Annotated in this window: 29 protein-coding genes; 15 read left to right on the top strand and 14 right to left on the bottom strand. The window is 41.2% G+C overall.

From position 1 onward, the window contains the following. The first annotated feature begins 146 nt into the window (after positions 1 to 146). Positions 147 to 320, top strand: coding sequence for a hypothetical protein (locus AC6UC9_RS01360; protein ID WP_500693369.1), 174 nt, complete (start codon positions 147 to 149; stop codon positions 318 to 320). A gap of 47 nt (positions 321 to 367) precedes the next feature. Here the strand turns inward: AC6UC9_RS01360 and AC6UC9_RS01355 are convergent, their stop codons facing one another. Then, complete coding sequence (locus AC6UC9_RS01355) at positions 368 to 889, bottom strand: HdeD family acid-resistance protein (RefSeq protein WP_500693370.1); 522 nt, start codon at positions 887 to 889, stop codon at positions 368 to 370. A gap of 314 nt (positions 890 to 1,203) precedes the next feature. Here AC6UC9_RS01355 and AC6UC9_RS01350 point away from each other — a divergent pair, with 314 nt between their 5' ends. The 4 genes from AC6UC9_RS01350 to AC6UC9_RS01335 all read left to right on the top strand — a co-directional run bounded on the left by AC6UC9_RS01350 (position 1,204) and on the right by AC6UC9_RS01335 (position 6,186). Next, entirely contained in the window at positions 1,204 to 3,867 is a 2,664-nt protein-coding gene (locus AC6UC9_RS01350; RefSeq protein WP_500700893.1) for a YfhO family protein, read from the top strand. Between the two features lie 82 nt (positions 3,868 to 3,949). Next, entirely contained in the window at positions 3,950 to 4,609 is a 660-nt protein-coding gene (locus AC6UC9_RS01345) for a histidine phosphatase family protein (RefSeq protein ID WP_500693372.1), read from the top strand. A gap of 103 nt (positions 4,610 to 4,712) precedes the next feature. Next, positions 4,713 to 5,828, top strand: coding sequence for a glycerol dehydrogenase (locus tag AC6UC9_RS01340; RefSeq protein ID WP_500700892.1), 1,116 nt, complete (start codon positions 4,713 to 4,715; stop codon positions 5,826 to 5,828). 1 nt (position 5,829) lies between these two features. Next, positions 5,830 to 6,186, top strand: a complete 357-nt coding sequence (locus AC6UC9_RS01335) for an MmcQ/YjbR family DNA-binding protein (RefSeq protein WP_500700891.1) — start codon at positions 5,830 to 5,832, stop codon at positions 6,184 to 6,186. Here AC6UC9_RS01335 and AC6UC9_RS01330 read toward each other — a convergent pair. The 11 genes from AC6UC9_RS01330 to AC6UC9_RS01280 form a co-directional block, all read right to left on the bottom strand. Continuing rightward, a complete protein-coding gene (locus tag AC6UC9_RS01330) occupies positions 6,167 to 6,952 on the bottom strand; it encodes an energy-coupling factor transporter transmembrane component T family protein (protein ID WP_500700890.1) in 786 nt (261 codons plus the stop codon). The genes AC6UC9_RS01335 and AC6UC9_RS01330 overlap by 20 nt on opposite strands. Beyond that, a complete protein-coding gene (locus AC6UC9_RS01325; RefSeq protein ID WP_500700889.1) occupies positions 6,945 to 7,496 on the bottom strand; it encodes a biotin transporter BioY in 552 nt (183 codons plus the stop codon). The genes AC6UC9_RS01330 and AC6UC9_RS01325 overlap by 8 nt, the downstream gene beginning before the upstream one ends. Before the next feature lie 429 nt (positions 7,497 to 7,925). Beyond that, positions 7,926 to 8,273: a type II toxin-antitoxin system PemK/MazF family toxin gene (locus AC6UC9_RS01320; protein WP_500696427.1), complete on the bottom strand. Its 348-nt coding sequence runs from the start codon at positions 8,271 to 8,273 to the stop codon at positions 7,926 to 7,928. Then, positions 8,273 to 8,539 (bottom strand): AbrB/MazE/SpoVT family DNA-binding domain-containing protein, encoded by a 267-nt coding sequence (locus AC6UC9_RS01315; protein WP_500693378.1) that lies wholly within the window; start codon positions 8,537 to 8,539, stop codon positions 8,273 to 8,275. Before AC6UC9_RS01315 ends, AC6UC9_RS01320 begins: the two co-directional genes overlap by 1 nt. Before the next feature lie 70 nt (positions 8,540 to 8,609). Then, positions 8,610 to 9,254, bottom strand: coding sequence for an amino acid ABC transporter permease (locus AC6UC9_RS01310; RefSeq protein ID WP_500693379.1), 645 nt, complete (start codon positions 9,252 to 9,254; stop codon positions 8,610 to 8,612). Further along, entirely contained in the window at positions 9,251 to 9,901 is a 651-nt protein-coding gene (locus AC6UC9_RS01305; protein WP_500693380.1) for an amino acid ABC transporter permease, read from the bottom strand. The genes AC6UC9_RS01310 and AC6UC9_RS01305 overlap by 4 nt, the downstream gene beginning before the upstream one ends. Further along, positions 9,898 to 10,761, bottom strand: a complete 864-nt coding sequence (locus tag AC6UC9_RS01300) for a transporter substrate-binding domain-containing protein (protein ID WP_500700888.1) — start codon at positions 10,759 to 10,761, stop codon at positions 9,898 to 9,900. Before AC6UC9_RS01300 ends, AC6UC9_RS01305 begins: the two co-directional genes overlap by 4 nt. 17 nt (positions 10,762 to 10,778) lie before the next feature. Next, positions 10,779 to 11,519, bottom strand: coding sequence for an amino acid ABC transporter ATP-binding protein (locus AC6UC9_RS01295; protein WP_500695375.1), 741 nt, complete (start codon positions 11,517 to 11,519; stop codon positions 10,779 to 10,781). Between the two features lie 201 nt (positions 11,520 to 11,720). Then, positions 11,721 to 12,944, bottom strand: coding sequence for a DUF2075 domain-containing protein (locus tag AC6UC9_RS01290; RefSeq protein ID WP_500700887.1), 1,224 nt, complete (start codon positions 12,942 to 12,944; stop codon positions 11,721 to 11,723). Continuing rightward, positions 12,937 to 14,346 carry an MFS transporter gene (locus AC6UC9_RS01285; protein ID WP_500700886.1) on the bottom strand — a complete coding sequence of 470 codons (1,410 nt, stop codon included), beginning with the start codon at positions 14,344 to 14,346 and terminating at the stop codon, positions 12,937 to 12,939. Before AC6UC9_RS01285 ends, AC6UC9_RS01290 begins: the two co-directional genes overlap by 8 nt. 23 nt (positions 14,347 to 14,369) lie before the next feature. Next, positions 14,370 to 15,131 (bottom strand): pyrroline-5-carboxylate reductase family protein, encoded by a 762-nt coding sequence (locus AC6UC9_RS01280; protein ID WP_500700885.1) that lies wholly within the window; start codon positions 15,129 to 15,131, stop codon positions 14,370 to 14,372. 183 nt (positions 15,132 to 15,314) lie between these two features. Here AC6UC9_RS01280 and AC6UC9_RS01275 point away from each other — a divergent pair, with 183 nt between their 5' ends. After that, positions 15,315 to 15,815, top strand: a complete 501-nt coding sequence (locus tag AC6UC9_RS01275) for a hypothetical protein (protein ID WP_500693386.1) — start codon at positions 15,315 to 15,317, stop codon at positions 15,813 to 15,815. Positions 15,816 to 15,865: 50 nt separating this feature from the next. Here the strand turns inward: AC6UC9_RS01275 and AC6UC9_RS01270 are convergent, their stop codons facing one another. Next, the gene (locus tag AC6UC9_RS01270) at positions 15,866 to 17,605 is read right to left on the bottom strand and encodes a phospho-sugar mutase (RefSeq protein WP_500693387.1); all 1,740 of its coding nucleotides are present in this window, start codon (positions 17,603 to 17,605) and stop codon (positions 15,866 to 15,868) included. Between the two features lie 152 nt (positions 17,606 to 17,757). On the opposite strand from AC6UC9_RS01270, the gene AC6UC9_RS01265 reads away from it, so the two are divergent. The 9 genes from AC6UC9_RS01265 (at position 17,758) to AC6UC9_RS01225 (ending at position 25,943) form a co-directional block, all read left to right on the top strand. Then, entirely contained in the window at positions 17,758 to 18,030 is a 273-nt protein-coding gene (locus AC6UC9_RS01265) for a GNAT family N-acetyltransferase (protein WP_500700884.1), read from the top strand. 12 nt (positions 18,031 to 18,042) lie between these two features. After that, positions 18,043 to 19,035: a UDP-glucose 4-epimerase GalE gene (gene galE, locus AC6UC9_RS01260; RefSeq protein ID WP_500700883.1), complete on the top strand. Its 993-nt coding sequence runs from the start codon at positions 18,043 to 18,045 to the stop codon at positions 19,033 to 19,035. A gap of 14 nt (positions 19,036 to 19,049) precedes the next feature. Further along, positions 19,050 to 19,961 (top strand): DMT family transporter, encoded by a 912-nt coding sequence (locus tag AC6UC9_RS01255; protein WP_500700882.1) that lies wholly within the window; start codon positions 19,050 to 19,052, stop codon positions 19,959 to 19,961. A 132-nt stretch (positions 19,962 to 20,093) separates the two neighbouring features. Further along, on the top strand, positions 20,094 to 22,823 hold the full coding sequence (locus AC6UC9_RS01250) for an MMPL family transporter (protein ID WP_500700881.1): 2,730 nt from the start codon (positions 20,094 to 20,096) through the stop codon (positions 22,821 to 22,823). 160 nt (positions 22,824 to 22,983) lie between these two features. Beyond that, the gene (locus AC6UC9_RS01245; RefSeq protein ID WP_500693392.1) at positions 22,984 to 23,922 is read left to right on the top strand and encodes a DMT family transporter; all 939 of its coding nucleotides are present in this window, start codon (positions 22,984 to 22,986) and stop codon (positions 23,920 to 23,922) included. 8 nt (positions 23,923 to 23,930) lie between these two features. Further along, positions 23,931 to 24,248 (top strand): DUF7671 family protein, encoded by a 318-nt coding sequence (locus AC6UC9_RS01240; protein WP_500700880.1) that lies wholly within the window; start codon positions 23,931 to 23,933, stop codon positions 24,246 to 24,248. Between the two features lie 16 nt (positions 24,249 to 24,264). Next, positions 24,265 to 25,197, top strand: coding sequence for a DMT family transporter (locus tag AC6UC9_RS01235; protein WP_500693394.1), 933 nt, complete (start codon positions 24,265 to 24,267; stop codon positions 25,195 to 25,197). Positions 25,198 to 25,285: 88 nt separating this feature from the next. Continuing rightward, positions 25,286 to 25,549, top strand: a complete 264-nt coding sequence (locus AC6UC9_RS01230) for a hypothetical protein (RefSeq protein WP_500693395.1) — start codon at positions 25,286 to 25,288, stop codon at positions 25,547 to 25,549. A gap of 76 nt (positions 25,550 to 25,625) precedes the next feature. Further along, complete coding sequence (locus AC6UC9_RS01225; protein ID WP_500700879.1) at positions 25,626 to 25,943, top strand: winged helix-turn-helix domain-containing protein; 318 nt, start codon at positions 25,626 to 25,628, stop codon at positions 25,941 to 25,943. 52 nt (positions 25,944 to 25,995) lie between these two features. Here AC6UC9_RS01225 and AC6UC9_RS01220 read toward each other — a convergent pair whose 3' ends face one another. Next, entirely contained in the window at positions 25,996 to 26,313 is a 318-nt protein-coding gene (locus tag AC6UC9_RS01220; protein ID WP_500695368.1) for a winged helix-turn-helix transcriptional regulator, read from the bottom strand. Positions 26,314 to 26,382 lie beyond the last annotated feature (69 nt).

Below are 26,382 nucleotides of genomic sequence, written 5' to 3'. Positions count from 1 at the left end.
AGTATTTTCTCCTTCATTTTCGTTATCTAGAAACTAGCATTAATCTTTTCAAAAGGCAATTAAACCATTTTTGGAAATGATTCTTTATGAAAGCCACGATGATAATGATATAATGGGAACGTATAAACAGAAGAGGAGGGTTTAGTATGAGTGACAGAAGACCTAGTGAAAAACAAGAAAAGAACTTATTGCATAAGTTAGAAAAAGACGATCACAAAAAGGATCGTGGCCATGAAAACCGTTCAACCGATGGGAAAGAGATTCATAAACACATCGAACGTAGTGACCGTCCTGAAGAACCAAATAAGGATCGCAAATAATTAATGGTACAAAAAAAGATCGCGAATCCGCGATCTTTTATTTTTGGTTAGAATGAACGAACAATTAACAAAATTCCAAAGAACATGAAGTAAAATGCCACTAAGAATAATGCAACTGACATTGCCATGGCTGGTTGGAATAATAGAACAATTCCTAAGATCAAGCCAATAATACCAAGAATGACTTCAAACCAGAAGTAACCCTTGTGGTTTCTTTCGGCAAATCGACTGTACCATAGTTCAAACAATGAATCGATGATGAACCAGATTGATAACATCAACCAGATGTAGATTCCACCAACGGCAGGGTCTAAGAAGATCAAGATACCAATGATGATATCAAGCACACCGTTAATGACAAGCCAAACTGGTGACATCCCTAATGATTTGTCTAGTTGAGAAATTTCAGCAATCTTGAAGATACCTTCAACGATTGACAAGATGGCAATGACGAAAACTAATGCCTTAAATGAGTTCAATGGATTCTTCAAAATGAAGAGTGATAAGATCACACTCAGGATTCCGATAACCAGTGAAAACGGGTCAAAGCCCTTTGTTTTACTAAACATATGAACACTCCTTTTTATTTATTAGCCTAAGCTTAAATTCATTTTACCAAAATTTAAGAAATAAACCACCATTGAAATGTTAAATTACGTAATTTAGGGAGATATTTAACTTTAAGGGAAGTTAATTGGAATAATTGACGTATCCTAGTTATGAAGGCTAGCTGGTTTTGTCAAAGACGCTAGCGTTAAATGATTGAACTAACAAATTATTCCTAAAGAATTGTCACATTTGTTAGGTTACGTCACAAAAATATAATACAATGAACTGTGGTTACATAATTTTACAAATATTAATATCGAGGGATTTTTTAGCTATGAAAAAGAAAATGCATGTTTGGAAATACTACGCGGCCGCTTTTATCATTCCGGTCGTAGTGGCTTCCATCGTCTTCGCAATTTACGGAATAACACCATTTGGTAACCATAATCTACTTATCAGTGATTTGCTCACGCAGTACATGCCATTTTTTAAGTTACTTCGTGATCAAATGCTCCATCATACCTTTAGTGCATACTCGTTTTTGGTCTCGATTGGTGATAATACCGTTCCGATCTACACTTACTATTTAATGAGTCCTCTGAACTTATTGGTTTCATGGTTCAGTGTGGTTCACATGCCAATTCTGATCTCAATCATCATTTTGATTAAGATCGGACTAATTGGTTGGTCAATGGCCTTCTTTTTGAAAGTGAAGTATCACAGACAGGACATGATGCAAATCATGGCTGCCGTAGCATACAGTTTGAGTGGTTACGTTGCCCTCTACTTCTATGATTTCATGTGGCTTGAGGCCTTAATGATTCTACCGCTTTTAACCCTTGGAATTGAGCGACTGTTTTATAAGGGGAAATGGGGAGGATACGTCGTCGCTTTGACGGCCATCATTATCATGAATTACTATATGGGCTATATGCTGTGTATTTACTCTTTAATCTATTTTGTCTATCTCGTCTTTTTGAACCGTCCAACTAAAACTGGGTTTTGGCATTACCTAAAGGTTCATGGTTCCATGACGTGTAAGTACGTCGTTAGTTCGATCATTGCCGCCCTGTTGTCGTGTTTCATGTTGATTCCATCAATTGTGGGGATGCTTTCAACCAGTAAGGGATTATTCAAAATCTGGGACTTTCTGCCTTATCCAAGGTTTAGTCCTGCTGTTTTTGTTAATCTTGGGGTGGGAGCCAATAACTTTATGGGCCGTTTGTCCCATGATCCCAGTATCTTTGTGGGTACGATCTTCATCATGGGCCTCCTGGTGTTCTGGTTATCGAAGAAGATTACGAAACGACAGAAACACGCTTCCTTCTGGCTAGTTGGGGCAATTTTCGTCGGGATGTGGATTACCACTTTTAACACTATTTGGCACATGTTCCAAAATCCAGCTGGATTCCCGTATAGAGAAGCCTTCATGTTCGGTTTTGTGACCATCATGTTCGCATATGAAGCTTACATTAACGGAGCGTTTAAGGACAATCGAGTTGTTAAAAACGCTGGTTTAATCGTTTCCTTCCTGTTAGTAATTGGGTACGGTTGTGGCGATTTGGTTGCCTTATTTAACCACATGCATCAGTATGGCATTCAGCTTATTGCTGGGAATTCCCACTTAATTTATGCTTTAATCTTTGTCTTAGTAACCACGTTGTTGTTAATGGCAACGAATCGCTACGGCAAAAAGATTTGGTACCTGCTTTTCGCAGTCCTGTGTGTTGAGATGGGAGTTAACCTCTATCTTTCCCTTCAGGGACGACGGATTGATGCGTTTAGGAATGCTCCTGCAATGTTTGGGAATCAGAAAAAATTTGAAAATGCCTATAACCAGTCTAAAGGCATTATTGACCAAAAAGTTGATAATAAGAAGAATCAAACGACGTTCCATCGTAATGACGTGAATAATCAACTGTACAGTGGGATCTTTGATCAGGATTACAACCAGTATAATGATGGAATTATCTTTAATTACCGTGGGGTAAGTGGCTATAGTTCCACTTTAAACATGCATACTCAAGCAGTCCTTTCTAATCTGGGATTATCGTCAAGAAACGTGCGCCGGGTTAGCGTGATTGGTAGTTCGCCGATTACCGACCAACTACTTGGAGTTACTAATCGGTTAACCATTTTGAAAAATGGTCAGACGATCAATAAAAAGAATGAACGCTATAGTGGACTGGGCTATGCGGTTTCTGATCGGATTGTTAAGACCAAACTAAACAAGGGTCATGTTTTTAAGAACTTGAATCGTTTCGTTCAAGACGAGTCCGGAACCAAGAAGAAGTTCATGCATAAGGCTCAGGTTACCGTTAATAATTCTGGTAAGTACCGTTATCAGACGGTTGATCCATACGATACTAGACAAATGGATACGGTGGACGGATACAAGTATAATTTGACGGTTAATCCGGTTATTTCCGGTAACCAATACATGTATCTGAGTCAGGCCAACCTCTACAAGGATAAAATCTTTGTGAATGGCAAGAAGATTCCTGAAAGATACCGGATGATCGGGACTGAAAACGTTAAGTTAGGTCATTTTGGTAAAGGACAGAAATTTACGGTTAAGATTATTTCTTCTAATAGTCTGAAGGAGAAGAGTCTATTAAAGAGCTTCTCTGGCTTAGACGGTGTGGCTTTCAATCAATTTGTTGACGAAACTCAGCCATACAAGCTGAGAGTGGATCATCCTGAGAACCTGAAACTTTCAGGAGCCGATTTCACTGGTCACGTTAAGACGAGTTCAAAGCGCAACGTGCTCTTGTTGAGTATTCCTTATGACAAGGGATGGCACGTGACTGAGAATGGTAAGAAAGTCAAGACCTTGATGGTTGCTGACGGCCTTACTGGGGTAAAATTAAAGCCCGGTAAACACACCCTTCACTTCCATTACCGCACTCCAGGATTAATCCTGGGATTGCTTTTGACCCTTGTTGGAATTTTGGGGGCATTCTGCGAGTGGCTATTCTACCGAAAACGAAATAAATAGAAATTAGCATTCCCAAAATACTTTGGGAATGTTTTTTGTTATAATTGGGTTAGAGTTAAGGAAACGAGTGAGGTAATAAATTATGAAAGTAACTGCATACTTAGTACGACACGGACAAACCTATATGAATCTTTATAACAAGGTACAAGGTTGGATTGATTCACCCTTGACCAAAAAGGGACTTGAGGACGCCGATAACGCTGGTGAACGATTGAAGGACATCAATTTTGATGCGGCCTTTAGTAGTGATTCTGGTCGAGCCATTCAAACCGCCCACCATATTTTGCAAGCCAACAACAATAACATCAACATCATTAGTTATCAGTTCCCCGAATTACGGGAACAGTTCCACGGCTACTTTGAGGGTGAAAACTTGGAGCAGATGTGGCAGTTTGTTGGTGAGCAGGTCAAGACGACTTCTGAAGCCGGGGTGCTCAAAAACTTTGGTCTTGAAAAGGCTCGTGATTTGATTGCCAGAGCCGATTTGTACAATAATGCGGAGGACAACAAGACGTTTTGGAAGCGAGTTGACCGTGGAATTGATCGAATCCGAAAAAACACCAAGGATGGTGACAAGATCCTGATTGTTTCTCATGGGATGACCATTCGTTCCATCGTTGATCGTTATAATCCAGCGTTGGATATTGGTGAACCAGCTAAGAACGGTAGTATCACTAAGCTGATTATTACTGATAAAGATATCAAGGTTGAGTATTTTAATAGTTTAGATGAACAAGTCTAAAAAGTCGGGACAAGCGTCTCGGCTTTTTTTATGCCTTTTTCAAATGGTTTACTTCTTAATTTGTGAATAATATAATTATGACAGTTTAAAGGAGGAGTAAAAAATGGTTGAATTATATGCAAGTCCTAGTAATTATGTCCAAGGTTCAGATGTATTAATGAACAGTGCGGACCGAATTGGTAAGTTTGGGCAAAAGGTGCTACTTCTATCAAGTGGGACGGCACTAAGAATGGTTGGAAATGACTTTGCTGATTACTTGAAACAACATGACTTTGAAGTAACCGTCGTTGATTTTGCCGGAGAATCATCTGAAAGTGAGATTGATCGGGTCACTAAGATTGGTCAAAATAACGATGATGACATTGTCATTGGTCTGGGCGGTGGCAAGGTGTCCGATAGTGCCAAAGCGATTGCTGACAACTTAAACACGACCGTAGTGATTGCCCCAACGATTGCCTCGACGGATGCGCCATGTTCGCGGTTATCGGTAATCTACACTGATAGTGGTCAATTTGACCACTATCGTTTTTATAAGAAGAATCCCGACATGGTGATTCTTGATACCAAGGTGATTAGTCAGGCGCCAGTCAAGTTTCTGATTTCAGGAATGGCTGATGCCATGGCGACTAACATTGAGGCGACAGATACCCGCAAGTCGAACGGGACGAACATGCTGGGTGGAAAATCAACCCTTGCTGGCGAAGCGATTGGACAAATGTGTGAACAAACGTTGTTTAAATATGGCAGTTTAGCAGTGGCTTCAAACGTGGTTGGATCGGCTACTTCCGAACTTGATAAAGTCGCTGAAGCCAACACGCTTCTTAGTGGAATTGGTTTTGAAAGTGGTGGATTAGCAGCTGCTCACGCCATTTATAATGGCTTTACGGCTTTAAGTGGTGAGATTGACCAGTTATCTCACGGACAGAAGGTCGCCTTTGGAACCCTATGTGAGTTGGTTCTGACTGGTTCTGATCACCGTCAATTTGAGAAGTATTTGAAATTTGATCTTGAGTTTGGCTTACCAACGACGCTAGCGGATCTGAAGTTAGGGAAAGCTAGTGATGAAGAGTTAATGAAGGCAGCCACTCAAGCATGTGATCCAAGTGACACCATGGCTAATTTACCAGTTTCAGTAACACCAATAGATGTGATGAATGCCATGAAAGCTGTTTCTGAATTCAGTCATGAGTATCAGGTTAAGAATGGGTTAGGTAATTAAAATGAATAATCGTGATGATGTAGTTGAATACATTAAAAAGAAGTTTGATGTTGAACCAGATCGACCTTTTAAAGAATATCCGAAGTACTTGACTTTTCGTCACAAAGATGACCAGAAGTGGTTTGGCTTGGTCATGAACGTGCCTCAAAATAAGTTAGGATTAAACGGGACTGATGAGATCGATGTCTTAGACGTGAAATTTGATCCAGATGTTGCCGGACTTTTGAAACAGTCTAAGGGATATTTACCGGCTTATCACATGAACAAGGAGCACTGGATTACGGTTGTGCTTGGTGAAGTTGATTCAAAACAGGTCCAAAAGATGATTCAAGATAGTTTTAAAATGACCTTAAAGTAAGAATTAAAGCTAAGTAGATGATGATACCGCCGCCAAAGATAGTATCTCGCATACTAAACTGGGTTTCGTGATATCTAGTTGATTGGGATTTAGGCGTGTAGCCACGGGCATCTAAAGTATTAGCTAACTTATTAGCGTGGTTTGTGACCGCGTACAACAGTGGAATAATGAGTTGAACGTGGAGTTTGATTTTCTTGGTCAATTTTGATGAAGTAAAGTCAACCCCACGGCTGGTTTGGGCAACTTTCAGGTCGTTTAGTTCACCTAAAATGATGGGAATAAACTGCAGGGTGAGGGTAATCATTAACGAAAACTCAGATACAGGTAGATGCAGATAAGTTAATGGTCTCAGTAGTCGCGAGATTGCCTGCGATAAATCGGATGGACTGGTCGTAAACGATAAAAGGGCGGCCACTAGAAGTAGGAGAATGATTTTAACGCAAATTTGGCTTCCATAAAGCCAACCACCAACGTTAATCTGATTAATATCCAAGTCGTGATTGGTTGGAAAAATTCCATGATAAATTAAAATAAACACTAAAATGAACAAAATGGGCTTGATGGAACTAAGTGCCATGCTTACTTTGATGTGTGCCAAGTGATACAGTCCAATTAGTCCTAAAGCACCGATTCCAATTTGAATGGTCGTGGTTGACCACATGAAAGTGATCGTGATGAGCGTAATGAAAATGAGCTTGGTTCGCGGATCTAATTGCTGCATGAAGGAATGATTGTTTGCGTATGTGCCAAAGATAAAATTATTCATGTTTGAGTTGTGACACCAGACTAATTTTCTTGGTGGAAGCACAGATTAAACTAACGATCACGGCTTTGATGATATCACCAGGGATGAAGGCTAAGTTTGAAACTAGTGAGGCCGTTACTGACATGTGGGCAATCATTGAAAGGTACAGGGCCCCAAAAACATCAATTAGAATGACACCACCGGTGACATTGGCGATGAGGTACTTCCAGAAATTAATCTTCTTCCACAATTTTTCAACTAGGAAGCCAATAAGAAGGGCGGCAATGGGCCAAATGATGAAGTAACCACCGGTCGGACCCGCTAAAATCCCTAAGCCGCCACGTCCACCTGAAAGGACTGGCAGTCCAATTAAGACCAGGATGACTACCAGTAGGGCACTTAGAAAGCCGTTTTTCTTACCTAGAAAACTTCCCTGAAGCATGATGCCCATACTTTGTAGCGTAATTGGAACTGGGATAAACGGCGGTGTCAGCGGTGGAAAGAGGCCTAACACAACGACGATTGCGGCAAATAGTGCGTCATAAACAAGTTCTTTGGTCTTCATGATTGTTGTTCTCCTTAATTAATTACTTAAATGTCTTTATTTAAGATTATCGATTAAATTCATGAGAAACAATCATTTCATTAAATGATGTAGGCCAAATGTTGTTGGAACAATTATTTATCCGAAAATAAAATTGAGCCACATATTTATTTTTGCAACCTATGCCATCTGCATATGACTTATTAATACAAGAAAGCAGTAGACAGGTTGTCCGCTGCTTTTTATATCATTTAGAATAAATAAAAAACATGGTTTATTCTAAATTGACAAATTGATTGCTATAATAAAAATGAAGTTGCATTAGAGTTATCTAATTGTATGTGACTTTTGTGGAGTCGTTATCATGCAATTAAGCTTCTAGTCAGTTGACTAGAAAGGATCCATATAAAAAAGAGGTCACACCTTCGTGTGACCTCTTTTTCGTACCCTTTAAAAGAACTGTTTAATGTTATTAGTAATTTTCCGCATGTCCCGATCGTCTAACTTCGCGACCAACTTGGTTTCACTTCTAACTTCCATGTCCACGGTTCTAACGTGCTGAAGCATGGCAGTCCCATGAACATTTTTTTTATTAACCTGAAAGTATAGTGGTGATTTCACGTACTTCTTTTCTTCTAAGTACTTAGCGGAAGAACTGATCGGAATTACAATCACCGTGTTCATTAGATGATTATAGTGATTGTTACTAACCACCAGACACGGACGTTTTTTCTTGGTTTCGGTGCCAAGTGCCGGTTCAAGATTAACGAAGTAAATCTCACCTTGTTTATAATTCATTAATCGATAACCTCCGACCCCTGATCAGGGCCCCAATCTTGTTCCGAACTGCTGACGTTACCGTATTTCTTTTCCTGATCTTCAACGATTTTCCAAAACCCTTCAAAGGATTCTTTAGGTGCCATTGTTACCGAACCATCTTTTTGAATTGTAAATTCCAGTTGGTCGTTTTGCTTAAGATTGAGAATGTCACGGACGGTCTTTGGAATCGTAATTTGATTCTTACTCGTCATTGTTGCTGTGATTTTAATTTTGTTTGTCAACATGCATTAACCTCCCATATGCCCTCATCCAATGTAGCTCAAAATCAAGGGAAAGGGAAGCAATTTGTGCAGGCTAAACCATTCTTTTGTCGAACCATTTTGCAAGTAAGGAGAGTCCGTAGTTAATAATGAAGTACATAATGGCAATCGTGACAAACATCGGGATCATGTAGTTAGGGTTCTGACCGTATATGACCTGAGACCTAAAGGTTAGTTCTGGAAGGACAATGGCGGTTGCTAACGAAGTATCCTTAACTAGTGAAATGAACTGGGAAATCAGTGGTGGAATGGACTTCTTTAGGGCCTGTGGCAACAGGATGTGCCATAACGTTTGGGCCTTATTCATTCCGGTAGAAAGGGCACCTTCAGCTTGGTCAACTCCAACTGAGAGTAAGCCACCACGGATAATCTCGCCAACCATACTGGCTTCAAAGACCGACATGGCAACGACCGTGGCCGCAAAGGAATTCAACTCGACCCCTAACTTTGGTAAAGCGAAGAAGGTGAAGAAGATAAGAAGCAGTAAGGGAAGATTCCTGATGGTGTTGGAAATGAAACGAACCGTTTTGGTAAAGTAGGGAACTTTTTCAAATAGGATAATTCCGATTAGAGTTCCTAGGATAAAACTAATAATAATTGAAATCACTGATACCAGAATGGTAACGACTAGACCACCCAGTAAATAGTGCATGTTAATTAAACTAAATGCTCCACTCATTGTGTGACACCTCCGTTCACTTTGCGCTCAATCACGCTCATGCATTTGGAAACGGAGACGGTGATGATGAGGTACAAAATTCCAACGATGATGTAGGTGTTAAACGGGTCAAGATTTTCACCAGAGATAACGTTGGCCTGGTACATTAAATCGAATCCGGCCACAAATGACAGAATTGATGAGTTTTTAACCAGGTTAATGAACTGGTTTCCAAGCGATGGAATGGCTAGCTTGAATCCTTGGGGTAAGACCACTTGAATCATGGCCTGAGTGTACGTTAATCCGTTCGCTCTGGCACCTTCCATCTGGCCCGGATCAACTGAATCAACGCCACCTCTAATACACTCAGCGATAAACGCAGACGTATAGAGGATTAATCCAATGGTCCCAGACCAAAATCCAGAAATGTGAAAATCAGCTGCAACCACCACGTAGAAGAATAAGGTGATGACCAGAAGTGGGATGTTTCTAAAGAATTCGACAAACGCACTTCCGATGAATTTAAGTAATTTATTTGGAGCCATTTCTAGAAGGGCAAAGATGGTCCCCAAGACTAGTGATCCAACTAATCCAATGATTGAGGATAGGATGGTAATCCAGAAGCCGTCTAGAAGAGTTTTCCAATTTTCAAGAAAGATATTTATCATTTTTCAAGACTCCTCCAATCTAATCCAGGCACGTTTGAGAACCATTTCTTAATCAACTTGTTGTAAGTTCCGTCGGAAATGACTTGTTCTAAAGCTTTATCCATGGCGGCCTTCAGTTCAGGTTGGTGCTTGTTCATTGCTAGTCCGTAGGGTTGATTAGTGAATGGTTTTCCAACAACCTTGGTGGAACGATTTTGATCAGCTAGACCATATAGAATGGCGTTATCGGTAGTCACGGCCACTCCCTGACCAGATTCAAGAGCACTTAAGGCCTGGGAGTTATCTGGCATCGAGATGACCTTCGCCTTGGGAGAAAACTGTTTCATGGTTTGAATCGCAGTGGTTCCGATCGTCGTGATCACGGTGTATTTAGGATTGTTTAACTGAGAAATGTCCTTAATTGGGGAATCTTTTTTAACCAGAATTGATTGGCCAGCTGGAAAATACGGTTTGGTAAAGTCAATCACTTTGGCTCTCTCGGGTGTGATGGTCATCGTTGCGGCTACTGCTTCAACCTGATTGTTTTTTAGTAACTGGATTTTAGAGTTAGTGGTAACGGAAGTGAACTCGGGCTTGATTTTCGTTCCGGCGTCCTTTGCCATTTGAGCGGTAACGGCACGTGCCATATCGACATCAAATCCCTCACTTTGACCGGTCTTGGGACTGATTAAGCCAAATAATCTGGTATCACCTTTAACGCCCCAGTGCATGACATGGCTGTCCTTGATCCTGGCGTAGTCATTGGTTGCGACCGATTGATGTTTCTTAGCCTCAAGTCCGGTGAAAATGCCACCAATGATTATGACAATTAGGATGACGGAGGCAATCAAACCCACTCGTTTTAACTTAAATTTACTCATGGAATCTACCTCACTTTTTATTTATGTTCAACTTGTGATAGGAATTTGCGAGCTCGTTCGGTCTTAGGATGATCAAAGAATTCATCGGTCTTAGAGTTTTCCAAGATTTTTCCGTCAGCCATGAAAATAACGCGATCAGCAACGGATCTGGCAAAGCCCATTTCATGAGTAACAACGAGGGTCGTCATGTCCGATGTGTTGGCGATGTCTTGCATGATGTCTAACACACTTCCGACCATCTCGGGATCAAGGGCAGAGGTTGGTTCGTCAAACAACAACACCTTAGGATTCATTGCTAATGAACGCGCAATGGCAATTCGTTGTTGTTGACCACCGGATAATTGAGCTGGGTATTTGGCTCCTTGTTCTGGTAGGTTAACTCGTTCAAGTAGTTTTTTTGCTACCTTTTCGTTTTCAGCTTGAGGACGTTTTAAGACGATTCGTGGAGCCAACGTGATGTTTTCGGTGATGGTTTTGTTGTTGTAAAGGTTGAAATGTTGAAAGACCATCCCAACGTCAGTTCTAAGTTTATTGAGGTTGGTTTTGTTGCTTGACAGATCTTTGCCGTCAACAATGAGTTGTCCCTGTTGAATGGTCTCTAGTCCATTAATGGTTCTAAGTAAAGTTGATTTACCCGATCCAGATGGTCCGATTAACACAACGTTTTCACCTTCATGAATATCAAGGTTAATGTTGGTTAACGCGTGAAATTTGCCGTAGTACTTTTCTACGTCTTTGAATTGAATGATTGATCCCATTAAATTGTCCTCCTTATCATAAGCTCCAAAAAATGTATTTTGGGGTTATGACTAGATTATACGCATTGAAAGGAAATTACTAGCACTGATGGCACATTTTGTTACACAAAAGTAAATTTTTTTATCAGAACAACAAAAAAGGTCCCAAAATACGAACATTATGGGGCCTTTTAGCTTAATTATCTTTAAAATGGAACTTACTTAGTGGTTGATCTTTTGAAATGATTTCATCAATGCTTCTCTAAGCTTCGGATCGTGAGCAAAGATGAAAGTCCCAAAGACGCCGCGCTTCATCAACACGTTCACGGAGTTCAGGATGATTTGCCGCCTTATTTGTGCAAATTCTTTTTGATCCGTGATGTCTTTTCGGTGTTTTTTGCTTTCAACATCGGTTTGCTTTTTTAAATCGACCTTTACGCGATGATCCTTAGGGTCAAGATAGATTGGCGGACCTAGAATAATGCCAACATAGTTCAAATCAAATCCCTGACAGGTGTAAATGGAACCAACTTCATTGATGGTTTGGGGAATTTCCGCCCAGGGGGTACTGGTGTAATTGTACTGATCCCACGGCATTTTGAAACCTCCGAGCTCTTTGATGTAATGTTTTCCGCCATCTAAAGTTGATGGGTAGCCGGTGGTCGAAACAATTCGGGATAAGCCCACCTCATCGTTTTTCTTCACAATCGCTTGATGCATTTTTTCAGCGTCATCAAAGATTTGAAAGTCGTAACCAGTATCGGCGTCCTTGGGGATTGGCAACAACTTGCCCGCCGTAAATTCATTGATCCAATGAACAAGGTCTGGTTTAGCGGTCATGCGAAACTGATGGGTCAGTTGATAGCTTTCGTGATAGTAGGGCTCAAGTAGTTTGTTTAAACGTTGTTTGTCCCAGTAACACTTGGTCCGTAGTACCTGATTCATATCAAAAACGGCGATGGTGACCTTGCTTGACTTAATGATTTCCTCTAACTGGTTCTCCTGATAGAAATTATTGTAGTGGTCCGGTGAAGACAGTAGAAGATGGGCCTCATCAACAATCACCACGTCAGCACGTTCGTTTCGCTTGTGCATTTGGTTAATAAATGAGGTAGGACGCATAAAGTTCTTTTTTAAAACGTTATCCTCGGATCCAGCAATTTGTTTGTAAACCTTCAAAATTTCCGGGTGGTTAACTAAGAAGTAATTTTTTGTACCATGAAGCTTGCCACTTTTCGTTGAGGCTTGCTGAAGGTTGAAAAAAAGTTGGCTTAAAATGACACTTTTACCCGTACCGGCATCTCCAAAGATCGTGAAAACGGACGGTTGTTTTTGATTGATTCGTTGATTAATAAATTGTTCGATTTGATTAATTAATTGTTCCTGTTCCGTAGTTAAATGGTGAAGGTTCGGAGCAAGTTTCTTAATTGCTTGATTGTTATGCATTTTTGGCGAGGTGCTTTCTTTGAATGGTCCAGTTAACTAGTGCAAGGATTAAGCCGAAAACGGCCAGTACGAACAGGAGTAAGAAGTCCATGTGACCACCCATGACCGTCTTTGAGACATATTGGGCAGCACTGTGAGCCTGGTTCTGGTTAAAGGCGTAAATCGTTGCCAGGACACTAGTACCGATTGAACCAGCATATTGTTGGAGCATGTTGAATAACGAGTTCACGTCGGCTGAATCAGATTGTGGAGCGGTTTCTTGAGCGTTGGTAATGGTACAGGAGAACGCGCAGTTAAATCCAATTCGTAAAAGTGCGAATAACAGCGTCAACACGACCACCGTGAAGGCCGCCGTCATGGAACTAAACAAGAACGTGGCGATTGACAGCAGAACCATCCCAATCATGATTGGTTTAAAGGCTCCGAACCGGTCATAAGCGCCTCCCGCAAATGGCGAAATGAGTCCACCAATGATTGAACCTGGAAGCAGGATCAGTCCGGCAACCATGGCACTGGTATGAAGAACCGTCTCAGCGTAAATTGGAATTACAAATGACGCCCCAATATTAATGAACATCAACAAGAAGTAGTTCACGGCGTTCAGTGAAACCGTGGGGATCTTGAGTGGGTGAAGCGACATTAGCTGTGAATCACCATGACCATTGAGGTAGATAAATAAGACCAGGGTGATTAATCCAATGACGATGGGAATGACGCCACTCATAAACGTTGCACCCTTGACGCCAAACTGGTTAGCACCCCAAACAAATGAAAATAGGGTCACGATCAAGAGGGCAAAGCTAACGAAATCAAATCGTTTGGAGATTCCCGGAGCTTTAAGATCAATGCTCTTAAGTCCGATAAACAGGGTAATTAGGACGATTGGGAAAGCCACGATGAAGATGTAACGCCATGAAAGTAGTGATGATAGCGTTCCCCCGTAAGTTGGTCCCAGTGCGGGAGCTAGTGAGATAACCATTGAAGCAATTCCAGTATAAAAGCCGATTTTTGGTCGGGGTACTTCAGCAAAAATGATTTGATACATCATCGGAAGTGAGATTCCGGTGGCAGCCGCTTGAATTAGTCGTCCGACTAATAGGAGCCAGAAGTTGGGTGCGACCGCACACAAAATATCACCAAGGATAAACGCGGTGACCGCAAAGACGAAAATGTTTTTTAGTGGGAATTTCTTTAGGAGGTATGCCGTCGTTGCCATGGTAATGGTAACGACTAGTAGGTATCCAGTTGAAATCCACTGAACTAAGTTTAACGAAATGTGAAAAATTTGTGAGAGTTCTGGAAACGTAACGTTCATTGAAGTTTCTAATAGAATTCCACAAAATGATAGTAACGCGGTGGCGAGGATCGCGATTTTGGTTTTTAAGCTTACTTTTGAATCCAAATAATTTCCTCCATTACCGTATTTTATTTGTTGGCGTCGTTAACCGCCTTGTTGACGGCATTTCTAAAGCCGGTGGCGTCTAAAGCAACCACCCCACGAATGGTAGAACCACCAGGTGAGGTAACTTGGTCTTTCAAAGTTGCCGGTGAGATGCCAGTATCGAGTGCTAATTTGCCACTGCCTTGAACCATACTTGCAGCGACCTTAAAGGCGGTCTCACGGTCAAGGCCATTTTGAACGGCGGCGTCAGCTAAGGCGTCCATGAAGACGTCGACAAAAGCTGGGCCACATCCAGCAACCGTTCCCACGATGCCAAGGTTTTGGTTACTGGTCTTAATGAGCGTTCCTAGGTTAGTTACAACGTCTAAAGCCGACTTAACGTCTGCTTCATTAGCATTCTTAGATTTACCAACGGCGATGCAACCGGCGTTCACGGCAACCGGGATGTTAGGTACGATACAAACCACTGAGTTGTTTTGGTGCACGTCATTAATGGCTTGTTCACTAACCCCCTGGGCCGCTGAAACGATCACAGTTTGGTCTGGCAATTTGGTGTTCTTCAGCACTACCACTGTGATTGGTGCGGGAGTTGTTACAAATAGGACGTTTAAGTCACTTGGAAAATCATCGGTGACAATTGTGAAGCCAAGGTCTTTTGAGAAGTTTTTGAGCTCGTCGGTTACGTGATGTCCCTTTACTAAAACGTCACTCGCGTTATATTTGTTGACAAGTCCTTTAATGATGGCGCTGCCCATGTGCCCGGCACCTAATACTCCAATTTTCATGTGATTCACTCCTTAATTTATCATTATGATAATAATGATACATCATTGTTAATTGGTTATGTAAGCAGGAATTAACAAACCAATGATTTTACCGAGAGAAAGTTACTATTGGTAAGCGCTTACAGCTAATGATATAATGAAAGTAATAATTCACAAACCAAACATCAGAAAGGGGTTGGCAATTTGAGCTTAAAAAGTTGGTTTAGTAATTTGACGGATAAGGAGACCCCGAGCCTTTCGGATTCGAAACTGGCCGATAACGTTCAATTCATTGATAACGAAGGAAAATACCTTGAAACGGTTGTTAATAGTTTTAAAGATAACTCCGGGTTAGTTCATTATCGTGGTGATGGTTACACCGTTGAGAATTCATTTGCGTTTGCGATTGGTGACCTAGTCAATGACGATAACTTGCTTGAAAAATGCGCTTATTCGATTAAATTGTTAAAAAGAATGGACGCACCCAAAAAATCAAAGTTGGCCTCCTTAATTGCGCAGTTGATTAAGATGATTACGTATGTTTCTGATTATGTTACGGGAATGCGGCGTGATATGCGCCAGGGAACAACTGGTCATGCTGCGATCCAGATGTTCTGGCGTAGTGAGAAGGCCATTAAGGAATTTAAGGTTGAAAAAGTGTACACGGTCGCACTTGTTAATGCTGATGAACCAGTAACTAAATGAAAGTATCAAAAAACTGGACTCAAACGAGTCCAGTTTTTGTTTGCTTAAAATTATTTATTTAATAGTTCATCGTCAACGGCTTGAGTGTAGCTCTCGAGTTTTTGATCAGCTGCCTTTGCTGTATCAGCTTTAACACCGATGTAAAACTTGATCTTGGGTTCAGTTCCAGAAGGACGAATTGCAAGCCAAGTCCCATCATCAAGCCAATACTTTAAAACGTTCGATTGTGGTAACTCAATCTTTTGGGTTGAACCATCAGCCATCGTCGTGGTGGAAGTCTGGAAGTCTTCAAGCTTAATCACCTTGGCGCCATTGAATGTTGTCATGGGATGGTCTCTAAAGTCTTTCATGATTGCGGCCATCTTGGATTTACCCTCTAGACCATCGAATTCCTTGGAGATGGTCTTTTCTCTAAAGTAACCGTACTTCTTGTAGATATCCTGAAGACCGTCGTACAGGGTCATCCCCTTTTCCCGGTAGTAAGCAGCAACTTCAGCAAGCAGTAGGGTTGACTGAATGGCGTCCTTATCTCTTACAAACGGTTTGATAAGATAACCGTAGCTTTCTTCAAATCCAAAGAGGAAGGTATGATCGTGATTTTGTTCAAAGTTTTTGATTTGTTCCGCAATAAACTTGAACCCGGTTAGGACGTTCTTCATCTCGATCCCGTAATTCTTGGCAATATCGGTAGCGAGTTCAGTTGAAACGATTGATTTGACCACTACTCCATCCTTTGGAAGGGTACCAGCGTCTTTTTTGGCTTGAAGAATATAATTTAAAAGAACACTGGCAATTTGGTTTCCAGTCATGAGTTTGTACTCACCATCGGGTTGTCTAACGGCGGCTCCCAAACGGTCAGCGTCAGGGTCGGTCGCAATCAGAACGTCCGCATCTTCTTTTTTACCCAATTTGATGGCAAGATCAAAGGTTTGCGGGAATTCTGGATTAGGAAATGGTGTAGTAGGAAATTCAGGGTCGGCGATGGTTTGTTCAACAACCGCGTCATAGTTCTTGAACCCAGCGTCTGAGAGTGCCCGTCTAGCAACAATTTTACCAGTCCCATGAAGGGGAGTGTAGACAAACTTCAGGTCTTTTCCTACCTTATTAATCAGGTCATGGTTCACGTTGACCGTTTGAACGGCTTCTAGATAAGGAACGTCGACGTTTTCACCAACGATACTCATGAGCCCATCCTTTCTAAGGTCCTTTTCCTCTGAAACTGGAATTTTGAAGAGGTCGTTGACCTTGCGGATGTAAGTAGTTATTAGATCGGATTCTTTGGGTGGCATTTGACCACCATCTTCACCGTAAATTTTGTAACCATTGTATTGTTTTGGATTGTGACTAGCGGTAATCATGATTCCGGCGTAAGTGTGTAAGTGACGCACAGCAAACGAAAGTTCTGGAGTTGGGCGAATGTCATCAAAAACAAACGTCTTGATGCCATGAGCACCAAGTACCCGAGCCGCTTCGTGAGCAAAGAGTTGCGAATTGTATCGGGGATCAAAACTAATAACAACCCCACGCTTTTTTACCTCAGGATCAAGTGTGTCCATCAGTTGGGCGAGACCCTCAGTGGCCTGTCTAACGGTATAAACGTTCATCCGGTTCGTTCCAGCACCGAGCGTTCCACGCATTCCGGCCGTTCCAAATGAAAGTGATGACCCAAAAGCGTCTTCAATTTGTTCCGAATCGTTTCTCATTTTAGCTAAATCGATTTTTAATTCTGCCGGCATATCTTCTTGAGAAACCCAGTTATCATATTCCTGTTTAGTATCTGTTGCACTCATAATTTTCCTCCTGGAAATAATTTTTCCACGTCGAATAGTTTGAATTGTAACTTCTAATATGGATTATAATTAAAGTCTGACACTCCGTCAATGTAAGCGCCTTTATATTGATGTTAAGACTGTGATATACTTACGCTAAGGTGGTGAGACAAATGAAATTTGATTATAAACCAGGCCGTTTCTATGCTAACGATGTCCATGGTGATTTAATTGCTGAAGTTACTTTTACTGAAGATAATGGAGTAGTCTCCATTAACGAAACATTTGTGAACCCAAGTTATCGTGGCCAGGGTTTAGCTGGAAAGTTAATTATGGTAATGATTGATTACGCCAAAGAAAACCATGATTTAATCAAACCAGTTTGTTCCTTTGCCGTTAAATTTTTCGAAAAAAATACTCAATATGATGATTTATTAGATAAATAGGAGGTAATTAAGATGGCTGTATTAGTTGCTGGAGGAGCTGGATACATTGGCTCACACATGGTCGATCAATTAATTAATAAAGGTTACAATGTTGTAGTGGTTGATAATTTGTCAACGGGACACCGCAAGGCCGTTAATCCTAAAGCAAAGTTTTATGAGGGGGATACTCGTGATTCTGACTTTTTGGATGACGTTTTCGCTAAGGAAAATATCGATGCTGTAATCCACATGGACGCTTTCTCACTGGTTCCAGAATCAATGAAGGATCCTTTGAAGTATTTTGATAACAACGTGATTGGGATGATTAAGCTGTTAGAGTCAATGAAGAAAGCTGGAATTAAGTACCTGGTCTTTTCTTCCACCGCTGCTACTTATGGTAATCCAGAGCGAATTCCAATCTATGAAAAAGACCGAAAAGACCCCATCAACCCTTATGGTGAAAGCAAGTTAATCATGGAGCACATTATGAAGTGGGTTGATGAAGCTTACGGAATTAAGTTTGTTGCTCTTAGATACTTTAACGCTGCTGGAGCCAAGGAAGACGGCTCCATTGGGGAGGATCATCATCCAGAAACCCATTTAATTCCCATCGTCTTAAAGGTTGCCGCAGGTCAGCAGGATACCATGAAGATTTTTGGGGATGACTATGACACGCCAGACGGGACCAACGTTCGTGATTACGTGCACGTCCTTGATTTAGCGGACGCTCATATTTTAGCCATGAAGTATCTGGAAAAGGGTAATCCAAGTAACATCTTTAACCTCGGTTCATCAACTGGTTTTTCCAATAAACAGATCGTTGATGCCGCTCGAAAGGTTACTGGTAAGAAGATTCCGGTTGAAATTGACGCAAGACGTGGTGGCGATCCTGATACCTTGATTGCTAACTCTGACAAGGCGAGAGAAGTTCTTGGTTGGAAACCACAGTTTGATAACGTTGAAGAAATCATTAAAACCGCTTGGACCTGGAAGACTAAGCATCCAAATGGTTACGAAGACAAGTAAATGGGGCACAAATATTGAAGAAAAGTAAAACTTACATTGGTGTCATCCTAGCAATTGCTGGAGCCATCATGTGGGGAATTCAAGGACCTGTTTCGCAGTTCTTGTTTCAAGATAAGAACTTTTCAACGGAATGGTTAATGGGAGTTAAGATGTCGGTTGCCGGCATCTTAATTCTTTTATTTACAAAGTTTGTTCAAAGAAATAGGATTTTAAAGATTTGGCACACCGGATATAGCTGGGTCATCCTGCTCTGTTATGCGATTTTTGGTTTATCGGCCGTTCAGTACCTATACTTACTGACAACGAGAGCCAGTAATGCGGCAACTTCAACTATCATGCAGAGCCTTGGAACGGTCATCATTATGATTTTGACGGTGATTGTGTACAAAAAAGCGCCAACGATTCAGCAGGGGGTTGCCGTAGTGGTAGCCCTACTTGGAACGTGGTTACTGGTAACAAAGGGAGATTTGACCCACCTCGCAATGAGTCCTAAAGCGTTTACGCTTGGCCTTTGCCTGGCTTTTGCTGGCGCGCTTCAGACCATGCTGCCGGTCAAACTCCAGGAAAAGTTCAGCACGTTTGTCATCATTGGATGGGCAATGATCGTTGGCGGAGTGATCTTCACCTGCGTTCATCCCTTTTGGGTGGATGTTCCCAAGCTTTCTCTTGGTGGCATTTTGGGAGTGGCCTTCATTGTGCTTTTTGGCACAATGTTGTCATTTTTATGCTTCACATCGAGTTTAAGGTACGTGTCCGCTACGACTGCCGGCCTACTCGATACTTTTGAACCTTTGTCGGCAACGATTGGAACCGTGGTTTTCTTACATACCAGTTTCAATATCTATGAAATCATTGGTGGCGTTTTGGTCTTGAGTACCGTTTTTATCCTGGCAATCAGACCCAGAAAAGCATCACTTCAGCACTGACTAATCGGTTGGTGCTTTTTTGATTGAACTGCTTTTGGCGGATTGCTTGTTTGTGATCAATTTTGTATAATTGGAAGCGTTATGAATGAATTAATGTTTTAAGTAAAATATTAAGCATTGAGGAGGAGTTTGATGAATAGGTTCGTCAAAAAATACATATTTTTTGCGATATTTTGGGTTCTTGCTGTTTTAGCTGCCATTTTCTTTTTGCCTAGCATTTCACAGGTAACTGCACAACATGGACAAACTAAGATTCCAGCTAACATGCAGAGTCAGGTTGCTGAAAATATTCAAAAGCATTGGGGCCATCACATTAGCGATACCAGACAAGTTGTACTGGTATATAACAACGGCAATAAACGCATTAATGCTAGTAAACAGGCTAACATCGATCGAACCGTTTCGAAGCTAAAAAATGATGCCGATTACTATGGAATTAAGGGTGTTACCTCAGCAAACGAGAATGCCGCCGCCAAGAAACAACTGATTTCAAAGGACGGTACGACTGAATTAGTTCAACTGAATGTTTCTAAAAAGGACTCGGTTGAAACGATGAACAATAAACTCAAAAGGGGTGCAAAAACGGCGAACTTGAAGTCGTACGTGACGGGATCCGATGTCTTAGATGACGACATGCGGCAGTCAATGATTGATGGAATCAAGCAAACCGAAATCATTGCGGCAGTCTTCATTTTGATTGTGTTGATCATTGTCTTTAAATCTCCAATCGTTCCGTTGATTTCACTTTTGACCGTTGGAGTTTCTTTCATTGTCTCTTTGAGTGTCGTCATGAATTTGGCGAAGTATATGGGCTTTCCACTCTCAAACTTTACCCAGGTCTTTATGGTGGTAGTGTTGTTTGGAATTGGGACTGACTACAATATCCTGCTGTACGACCGGTTTAAGGATAATCTGGGACAAGGAATGGACAAAGTGGAGGCGACGGTCGATGCCAGAAGACGAGCCGGTAAGACCATTCTTTACAGTGGTGGTTCGGTCCTAATTGGTTTCTTTGCCCTTGGACTAGCCAAGTTCTCAATTTACCAGTCTGGAGTGGCAGTTGCCATCGGAGTGGTGGTACTATTACTGGTACTTCTCTCATTAAATCCGTTCTTTATGGCACTCCTTGGTAGGACCATGTACTGGCCCGCTAAGAATCTGTCACCAAAGAAACGGGGTAGTCGAATCTGGTACTTCTTGTCCAGTCATTCAGTTGCACATCCGGTGATGGCGATTGCCTTAGTTCTAGTTTTGACTTTGCCGTTGATTTTCTTTGCGGGAAAGAGCAGCTTGAACTACGATAATTCGGTTGAATTAAGTAATTCATTGCCTTCAAAACAAGGATTAAATACGGTATCCAAGCATTTCTCAAAGGGAACTGCTGAACCGTCAACGATTTATATTCAATCCAAACACAAGGTCAATAACGAGAAGTCAATGATGGAAATTGATCGGATTACTCGTCAATTGGAGAAAAATAAAGAGATTAAGACGGTTGCTTCGGTCACTCAGCCAAGTGGCGAACCGATTAATCAACTCTACTTAAACGATCAGCTGGGGACTTTGAACAGTAAGATGCAACAGGCTAATGCTGGTTTAACCCAACTTCAGAGTGGGGCTAACAGTGGTTCATTTAATGCCAATCAACTAAAGGCAATTGGGGCTTCGGCACAATCAATTGGAGATCATTTAAAGACCATTCAAGGCGCTAGTGGAGCAAGTACCGCTCCTGGTCAAACTTCCGGTCAGCAAGTCATCGCCCAGATGCAACAACAAGCCACCGCTATGGGGACACCAATGAGTCCCCAGCAGTTACAAATTGTTGCTAGTGGTCTTCAAAGTGTTAGTTCCAAGGTGCAAATGCAACAGGCCGCTTCTATGTCAGGTCTTCAAAATGAATTGGCCGGGATTGCCTCAGATACTCAAAACATTGGTGCAAATGCTCAGGCGATGGGGCAACAACTTCAGGGTGTTCAAGCCCAATTGTCGCAAGCAAATGATGGCCTAAGTAAGATTAATAAGGGCATGCAACAGTCAAATGAATACTTGACCGGCTTACAGAACTCAGCTGCGGCTGCGAACACGTTCTACATTCCTAACCAGGTGCTTCAAAGTGATACTTTCAAGCAAGCCTTAAACAACTACGTTTCTTCTAATGACAAGATTACAAGCATCACCTTTGTCTTAAAAGATAACCCATCAAACGCTAAGTCGATGAACTTGGTTAAAAACGTTCAAAATCAAGTTAAACAGTCACTTAAGGGAACCAGTCTAAATGATGCAACCGTTGCGATTGGGGGAGAGACAGCAACCATGTCTGACACCCATGATATTGCCTCACAAGACTTCTTCAGAACGGCTGTCATCATGTTAGTCGGAATCATGATTGCACTGATGTTTGTAACCCGTTCAATTCTACAACCACTTTATATTGAAGGAACATTAATTTTGACGTACTTCACTTCATTGACGTTGACACGGATCTTCTCGGATATTTTCCTCGGACAGAGCATGTTGACTTGGAACACGCCGTTCTTTACCTTTATCATGTTGATTGCGTTGGGGGTTGATTACAGTATCTTCTTGATGATGAGGTACCGAGAAACCAAAGACGGAACGCCTGCGAAACGAATCGTTAATTCGGCCAACTATATTGGAGTAGTGGTATTATCTGCTGCTGTGATTTTAGGTGGTACGTTTGCCGCACTGATTCCATCAGGAATTTTGACACTGGTTCAGGTTGCAATCGGGGTAATCATTGGTTTGATTATCTTAGTAATCATCTTGCCAATCCTGTTACCAGCTGCCATTCGGTTAACGTATCAACCAATGAGTTTTAAACGAGATAAAAACGAAGATTAGTTTTTAATTTAAAAGCGAAACCAGATAAAACTGGTTTTGCTTTTTTATGTTAGATAAAATGACATGGACTATTGACCGCCCTGTTCTTTACGCCTAAAATTAAACTATTAAATTGATATGTAAAAAAATAAATCGGTTTATGCCGAGTTAGGGTGAAAATATGAGTGAAGAAAAGACTAGCATTGGAAAAAGTAAAGTATTAAAGGGCATTGCTTGGGCAACCCTTGCATCCACTTTTTGGGGTATTTCTGGGGTTGTTTTGCAGTTTGTCTCACAAAATGCCGCTATTCCAGCTTCATGGTTCTTGTCCGTCAGAACTATTTTTTCCGGGATTCTACTTTTAGCAATTGGTTCGATTATGTATGGGAAAAAAATCTTCCATGTTTTTAAGGACTGGAAATCGATTATTTGTATTGTGGCATATGGAATCATTGGCTTAGGTGCCAACCTGATGTCGTTTTACCTTAGTGTTCAGGACGGAAACGCAGCATCAGCAACCATCTTGCAGTATTTATCACCACTGTTCATCCTTTTAGGTGGATTTTTGTTCTTTCATAAACGTCCCTATAAGATTGATTTAATCGTGTTCCTGTTGGCACTTGTCGGGGTGTTTTTGGCAATTACCAAGGGTGACATTAATCAGTTAGCCATTCCGCTGCCAGCGTTACTTTGGGGAATTGTTTCAGGAATTACGGCCGCATGTTACGTTGTCATCCCTCGGCCATTGATGGAAGAAAATTCACCAATCGTCGTCCTTGGATGGGGAACCTTGATTGCCGGATTGGTCTTTAACATTCATCAACCAGTTTGGGTTGGTGTACCTCACTTAACGATGGGTGCGATCATTGGGATTGGTGCCATTGTTATCATTGGAACCGTAATCCCATTTGCATGTTTGCTTCACAGTTTACACTTTGCTTCCTCTGAAGATGTTAGTTTAGTTGATGCCGTTCAGCCAGTAGTTACTTTCATTTTGAGTGTTATCTTCTTGCACACCAAAATTAGTTTAATGGAAATTGTCGGATCCGCCTTGGTAATTCTTGCCATCTACATCTTGCAGGATTCCAAGCGTCGCAATATTAAACAACAGAAGCTTTAGCCGAGATCATGACAGATAAATATAAAGTAATTCGTTTTACCGGGGTTCCAGTTAAACTGGATGACTCCGGTAATTATGTAATTAAGAAGGATGAGCAGGGTAATTTTAAACTTCATACTTGGCGGATCGGGAAACATACTAAGGGACATTTTCAGCGCATTGGTCAGGTTTTTTTGACGGAAAATAAATTAAGGGTTGCCATTGTGGCGGATTTTAGTGTATCTTTTAAAAAACGACATTTGTACACACCGATGGAACGTTTTTTAAATGATTACGTTGATTTGAAGTTGATTGATGAGGCAAAGTCACATTTAGATCAAGAGTAGACTGTGAGGAGAGAATATGAAAAGTAAAACGGGTAAGATGAGCAACACCGTTAAAGGAATTAGTTTAGCGGCGTTTGCTTCAACTTCATGGGGTGTTGCTGGCGTTATTACGCAGTACGTTTCACAAAACGTTGGGATTCCAGCTGCCTGGTTTTTGTCAGCACGGACTACCGGGGCTGCGATTGTATTGTTACTAGTCAGTGCCATTATTTACGGAAAGGGCATTTTTAGTGTTTTCCGTTCATGGAAATCAATCATGTGGCTAGTTTTATACGGTTTGTTCGGTTTGGCTGCCAACATGGGAAGTTTCTACGTTAGTATCCAGACTGGAAACGCCGCTGCCACCACGATTTTGCAGTACCTGTCACCGCTATTCATCCTATTGGGTGGTTTTCTGTTCATGCACAAAAAGCCCATGAAGATGGACATCGTGGTCTTCATTTTGGCGCTAGCTGGAGTTTTCCTTTCAATTACTAAGGGGGACCTTTCTCAATTATCCATTCCCTTTGACTCGTTTTTCTGGGGGATCATTTCTGGAATCACTGCTGCTTTGTACGTTGTGCTTCCAAGGCCACTGGCTCACGACAACTCACCAATCGTGGTTCTTGGGTGGGGAACTCTGATTGCCAGTTTAGCCTTTAACATTAATCATCCCGTTTGGACCAACGTGCCCCACTTAGGAATGGGTGGAGTCCTTGGTGTTTGTGGGATCATCCTCTTTGGAACCCTACTCACATTCTCATCACTGATCTACGCTTCCCGCTTTACTTCATCAGAAGTTATTAGTTTACTAGACGCCATTCAACCGGTTGCAACCTTTATCTTGAGTGTGATCTTTTTACACACCCACATCAGTTGGATTGAAGTCCTTGGTGCCGTTCTGGTTATTTTGGCCGTTTACATCCTGCAGTACGTCCAGCGACACAAGAATCAAGAAGAACTCTTATAACTTTCTTAAACCCTTGAGCATATTGGTTTGAACCCCTGATGTTTCAAGATATAATGATGTCATACTTAAATAAAGGGGAGAGATTGTTATGTCAGACGAAAGTAAAGAAACAAAAGCATTAGATAAGATTTCAGAAATTATGAACGAACTCCAAAAAACTTTGGACAAGGAAGGCACTGAATCACAAGAGGGCCACAAAGTTCATCGTTGGTTAGAAGAACACCGTGCCATTCATGAAATTAAACGCACCCTTCATGAAGTTGGTAAGTTCGACAAGTTCGATTCTGCTGCTTATGATAAATTTATGAAAGATTACAAAAAGGTTGTCGACGATTTGGACGACAACGATTAATAAGCTCTAAAAGGAGGCTACTCGGTAGCTTCCTTTTTTTGTGACAATTTTAATAAATAAAATCGGGGATGAGAATTTGGTAGATAAAAGTAATGGATTTAGTTTTGATGGGTTCACTTTAAATCCGGCAGTGGGAGAACTAAGCAGTAATACACAGTCGATTAAGCTAACTCCAACGGAGACTTCACTAATGGTCCTTTTCATTGAGCATAAGAATAAGTTAGTGTCCAAAAGGGAATTGATGACGTTTCTGTGGGCGAACGGAAGTTTTATTGATGAGGATGCCATTGAAGATGACATTAGTTTACTTCGACGCAAGTTAGATCAAGTTGGACTAAAGGGAAAAATTAAGACGGTGCCAATGCGGGGATATAAGTTGGTTACTGATCGTTAACAATTTAATATAAAAAATAGAAGCAAAATGACTTTTGGCAGTCATTTTGCTTCTATTTTTTATATCGTTCTGACCATTTCTTCATTGACTTTAAAATAGGGGCTAAATCCATTCCACGTTTAGTTAAATTATATTCTACAGTGGGAGGGTTTGTATTAAAGACTTTACGCGTAACGATTTGCTTGTCTTCTAACATTTTTAATCTTGTTGATAATGTTCTGGTACTAATTCCAGGTAATGCCCGTGTGATACCTCCATAATGATTATTTTTATTGTAAATTTCCCAGAGAATGTATGAGGTCCATTTTCCACTAATGATGTCCACAACTGGTTGAATAGGACAGTCATCGATGATGTTATTGTTTTCCATAAGTGCCTCCAGTTTACTTTTGTGCTGATACTTTAAAAAATTACCCTACTTTTATTTTTAAACTTATAA

This window comes from Fructilactobacillus sp. X7R4C1 (assembly GCF_059901115.1).
Note: the sequence above shows the minus strand (reverse complement) of the source record. Positions and strands in the feature narration are given on the sequence as shown.

Bases quoted from the DNA above. Each gene is read 5' to 3' on its own strand.
- AC6UC9_RS01345 (WP_500693372.1), top strand. From the start codon at position 3,950: ATGAAAGTAACTGCATACTTAGTACGACACGGACAAACCTATATGAAT.
- AC6UC9_RS01300 (WP_500700888.1), bottom strand. From the start codon at position 10,761: ATGAGTAAATTTAAGTTAAAACGAGTGGGTTTGATTGCCTCCGTCATC.
- AC6UC9_RS01335 (WP_500700891.1), top strand. From the start codon at position 5,830: ATGAATAATCGTGATGATGTAGTTGAATACATTAAAAAGAAGTTTGAT.
- AC6UC9_RS01270 (WP_500693387.1), bottom strand. From the start codon at position 17,605: ATGAGTGCAACAGATACTAAACAGGAATATGATAACTGGGTTTCTCAA.
- AC6UC9_RS01265 (WP_500700884.1), top strand. From the start codon at position 17,758: ATGAAATTTGATTATAAACCAGGCCGTTTCTATGCTAACGATGTCCAT.
- AC6UC9_RS01325 (WP_500700889.1), bottom strand. From the start codon at position 7,496: ATGAAGACCAAAGAACTTGTTTATGACGCACTATTTGCCGCAATCGTC.
- galE (WP_500700883.1), top strand. From the start codon at position 18,043: ATGGCTGTATTAGTTGCTGGAGGAGCTGGATACATTGGCTCACACATG.
- AC6UC9_RS01235 (WP_500693394.1), top strand. From the start codon at position 24,265: ATGAAAAGTAAAACGGGTAAGATGAGCAACACCGTTAAAGGAATTAGT.
- AC6UC9_RS01315 (WP_500693378.1), bottom strand. From the start codon at position 8,539: ATGTTGACAAACAAAATTAAAATCACAGCAACAATGACGAGTAAGAAT.
- AC6UC9_RS01290 (WP_500700887.1), bottom strand. From the start codon at position 12,944: ATGCATAACAATCAAGCAATTAAGAAACTTGCTCCGAACCTTCACCAT.
- AC6UC9_RS01330 (WP_500700890.1), bottom strand. From the start codon at position 6,952: ATGAATAATTTTATCTTTGGCACATACGCAAACAATCATTCCTTCATG.
- AC6UC9_RS01355 (WP_500693370.1), bottom strand. From the start codon at position 889: ATGTTTAGTAAAACAAAGGGCTTTGACCCGTTTTCACTGGTTATCGGA.
- AC6UC9_RS01280 (WP_500700885.1), bottom strand. From the start codon at position 15,131: ATGAAAATTGGAGTATTAGGTGCCGGGCACATGGGCAGCGCCATCATT.
- AC6UC9_RS01310 (WP_500693379.1), bottom strand. From the start codon at position 9,254: ATGAGTGGAGCATTTAGTTTAATTAACATGCACTATTTACTGGGTGGT.
- AC6UC9_RS01320 (WP_500696427.1), bottom strand. From the start codon at position 8,273: ATGAATTATAAACAAGGTGAGATTTACTTCGTTAATCTTGAACCGGCA.
- AC6UC9_RS01245 (WP_500693392.1), top strand. From the start codon at position 22,984: ATGAGTGAAGAAAAGACTAGCATTGGAAAAAGTAAAGTATTAAAGGGC.
- AC6UC9_RS01250 (WP_500700881.1), top strand. From the start codon at position 20,094: ATGAATAGGTTCGTCAAAAAATACATATTTTTTGCGATATTTTGGGTT.
- AC6UC9_RS01340 (WP_500700892.1), top strand. From the start codon at position 4,713: ATGGTTGAATTATATGCAAGTCCTAGTAATTATGTCCAAGGTTCAGAT.
- AC6UC9_RS01305 (WP_500693380.1), bottom strand. From the start codon at position 9,901: ATGATAAATATCTTTCTTGAAAATTGGAAAACTCTTCTAGACGGCTTC.
- AC6UC9_RS01220 (WP_500695368.1), bottom strand. From the start codon at position 26,313: ATGGAAAACAATAACATCATCGATGACTGTCCTATTCAACCAGTTGTG.
- AC6UC9_RS01295 (WP_500695375.1), bottom strand. From the start codon at position 11,519: ATGGGATCAATCATTCAATTCAAAGACGTAGAAAAGTACTACGGCAAA.
- AC6UC9_RS01230 (WP_500693395.1), top strand. From the start codon at position 25,286: ATGTCAGACGAAAGTAAAGAAACAAAAGCATTAGATAAGATTTCAGAA.
- AC6UC9_RS01350 (WP_500700893.1), top strand. From the start codon at position 1,204: ATGAAAAAGAAAATGCATGTTTGGAAATACTACGCGGCCGCTTTTATC.
- AC6UC9_RS01240 (WP_500700880.1), top strand. From the start codon at position 23,931: ATGACAGATAAATATAAAGTAATTCGTTTTACCGGGGTTCCAGTTAAA.
- AC6UC9_RS01360 (WP_500693369.1), top strand. From the start codon at position 147: ATGAGTGACAGAAGACCTAGTGAAAAACAAGAAAAGAACTTATTGCAT.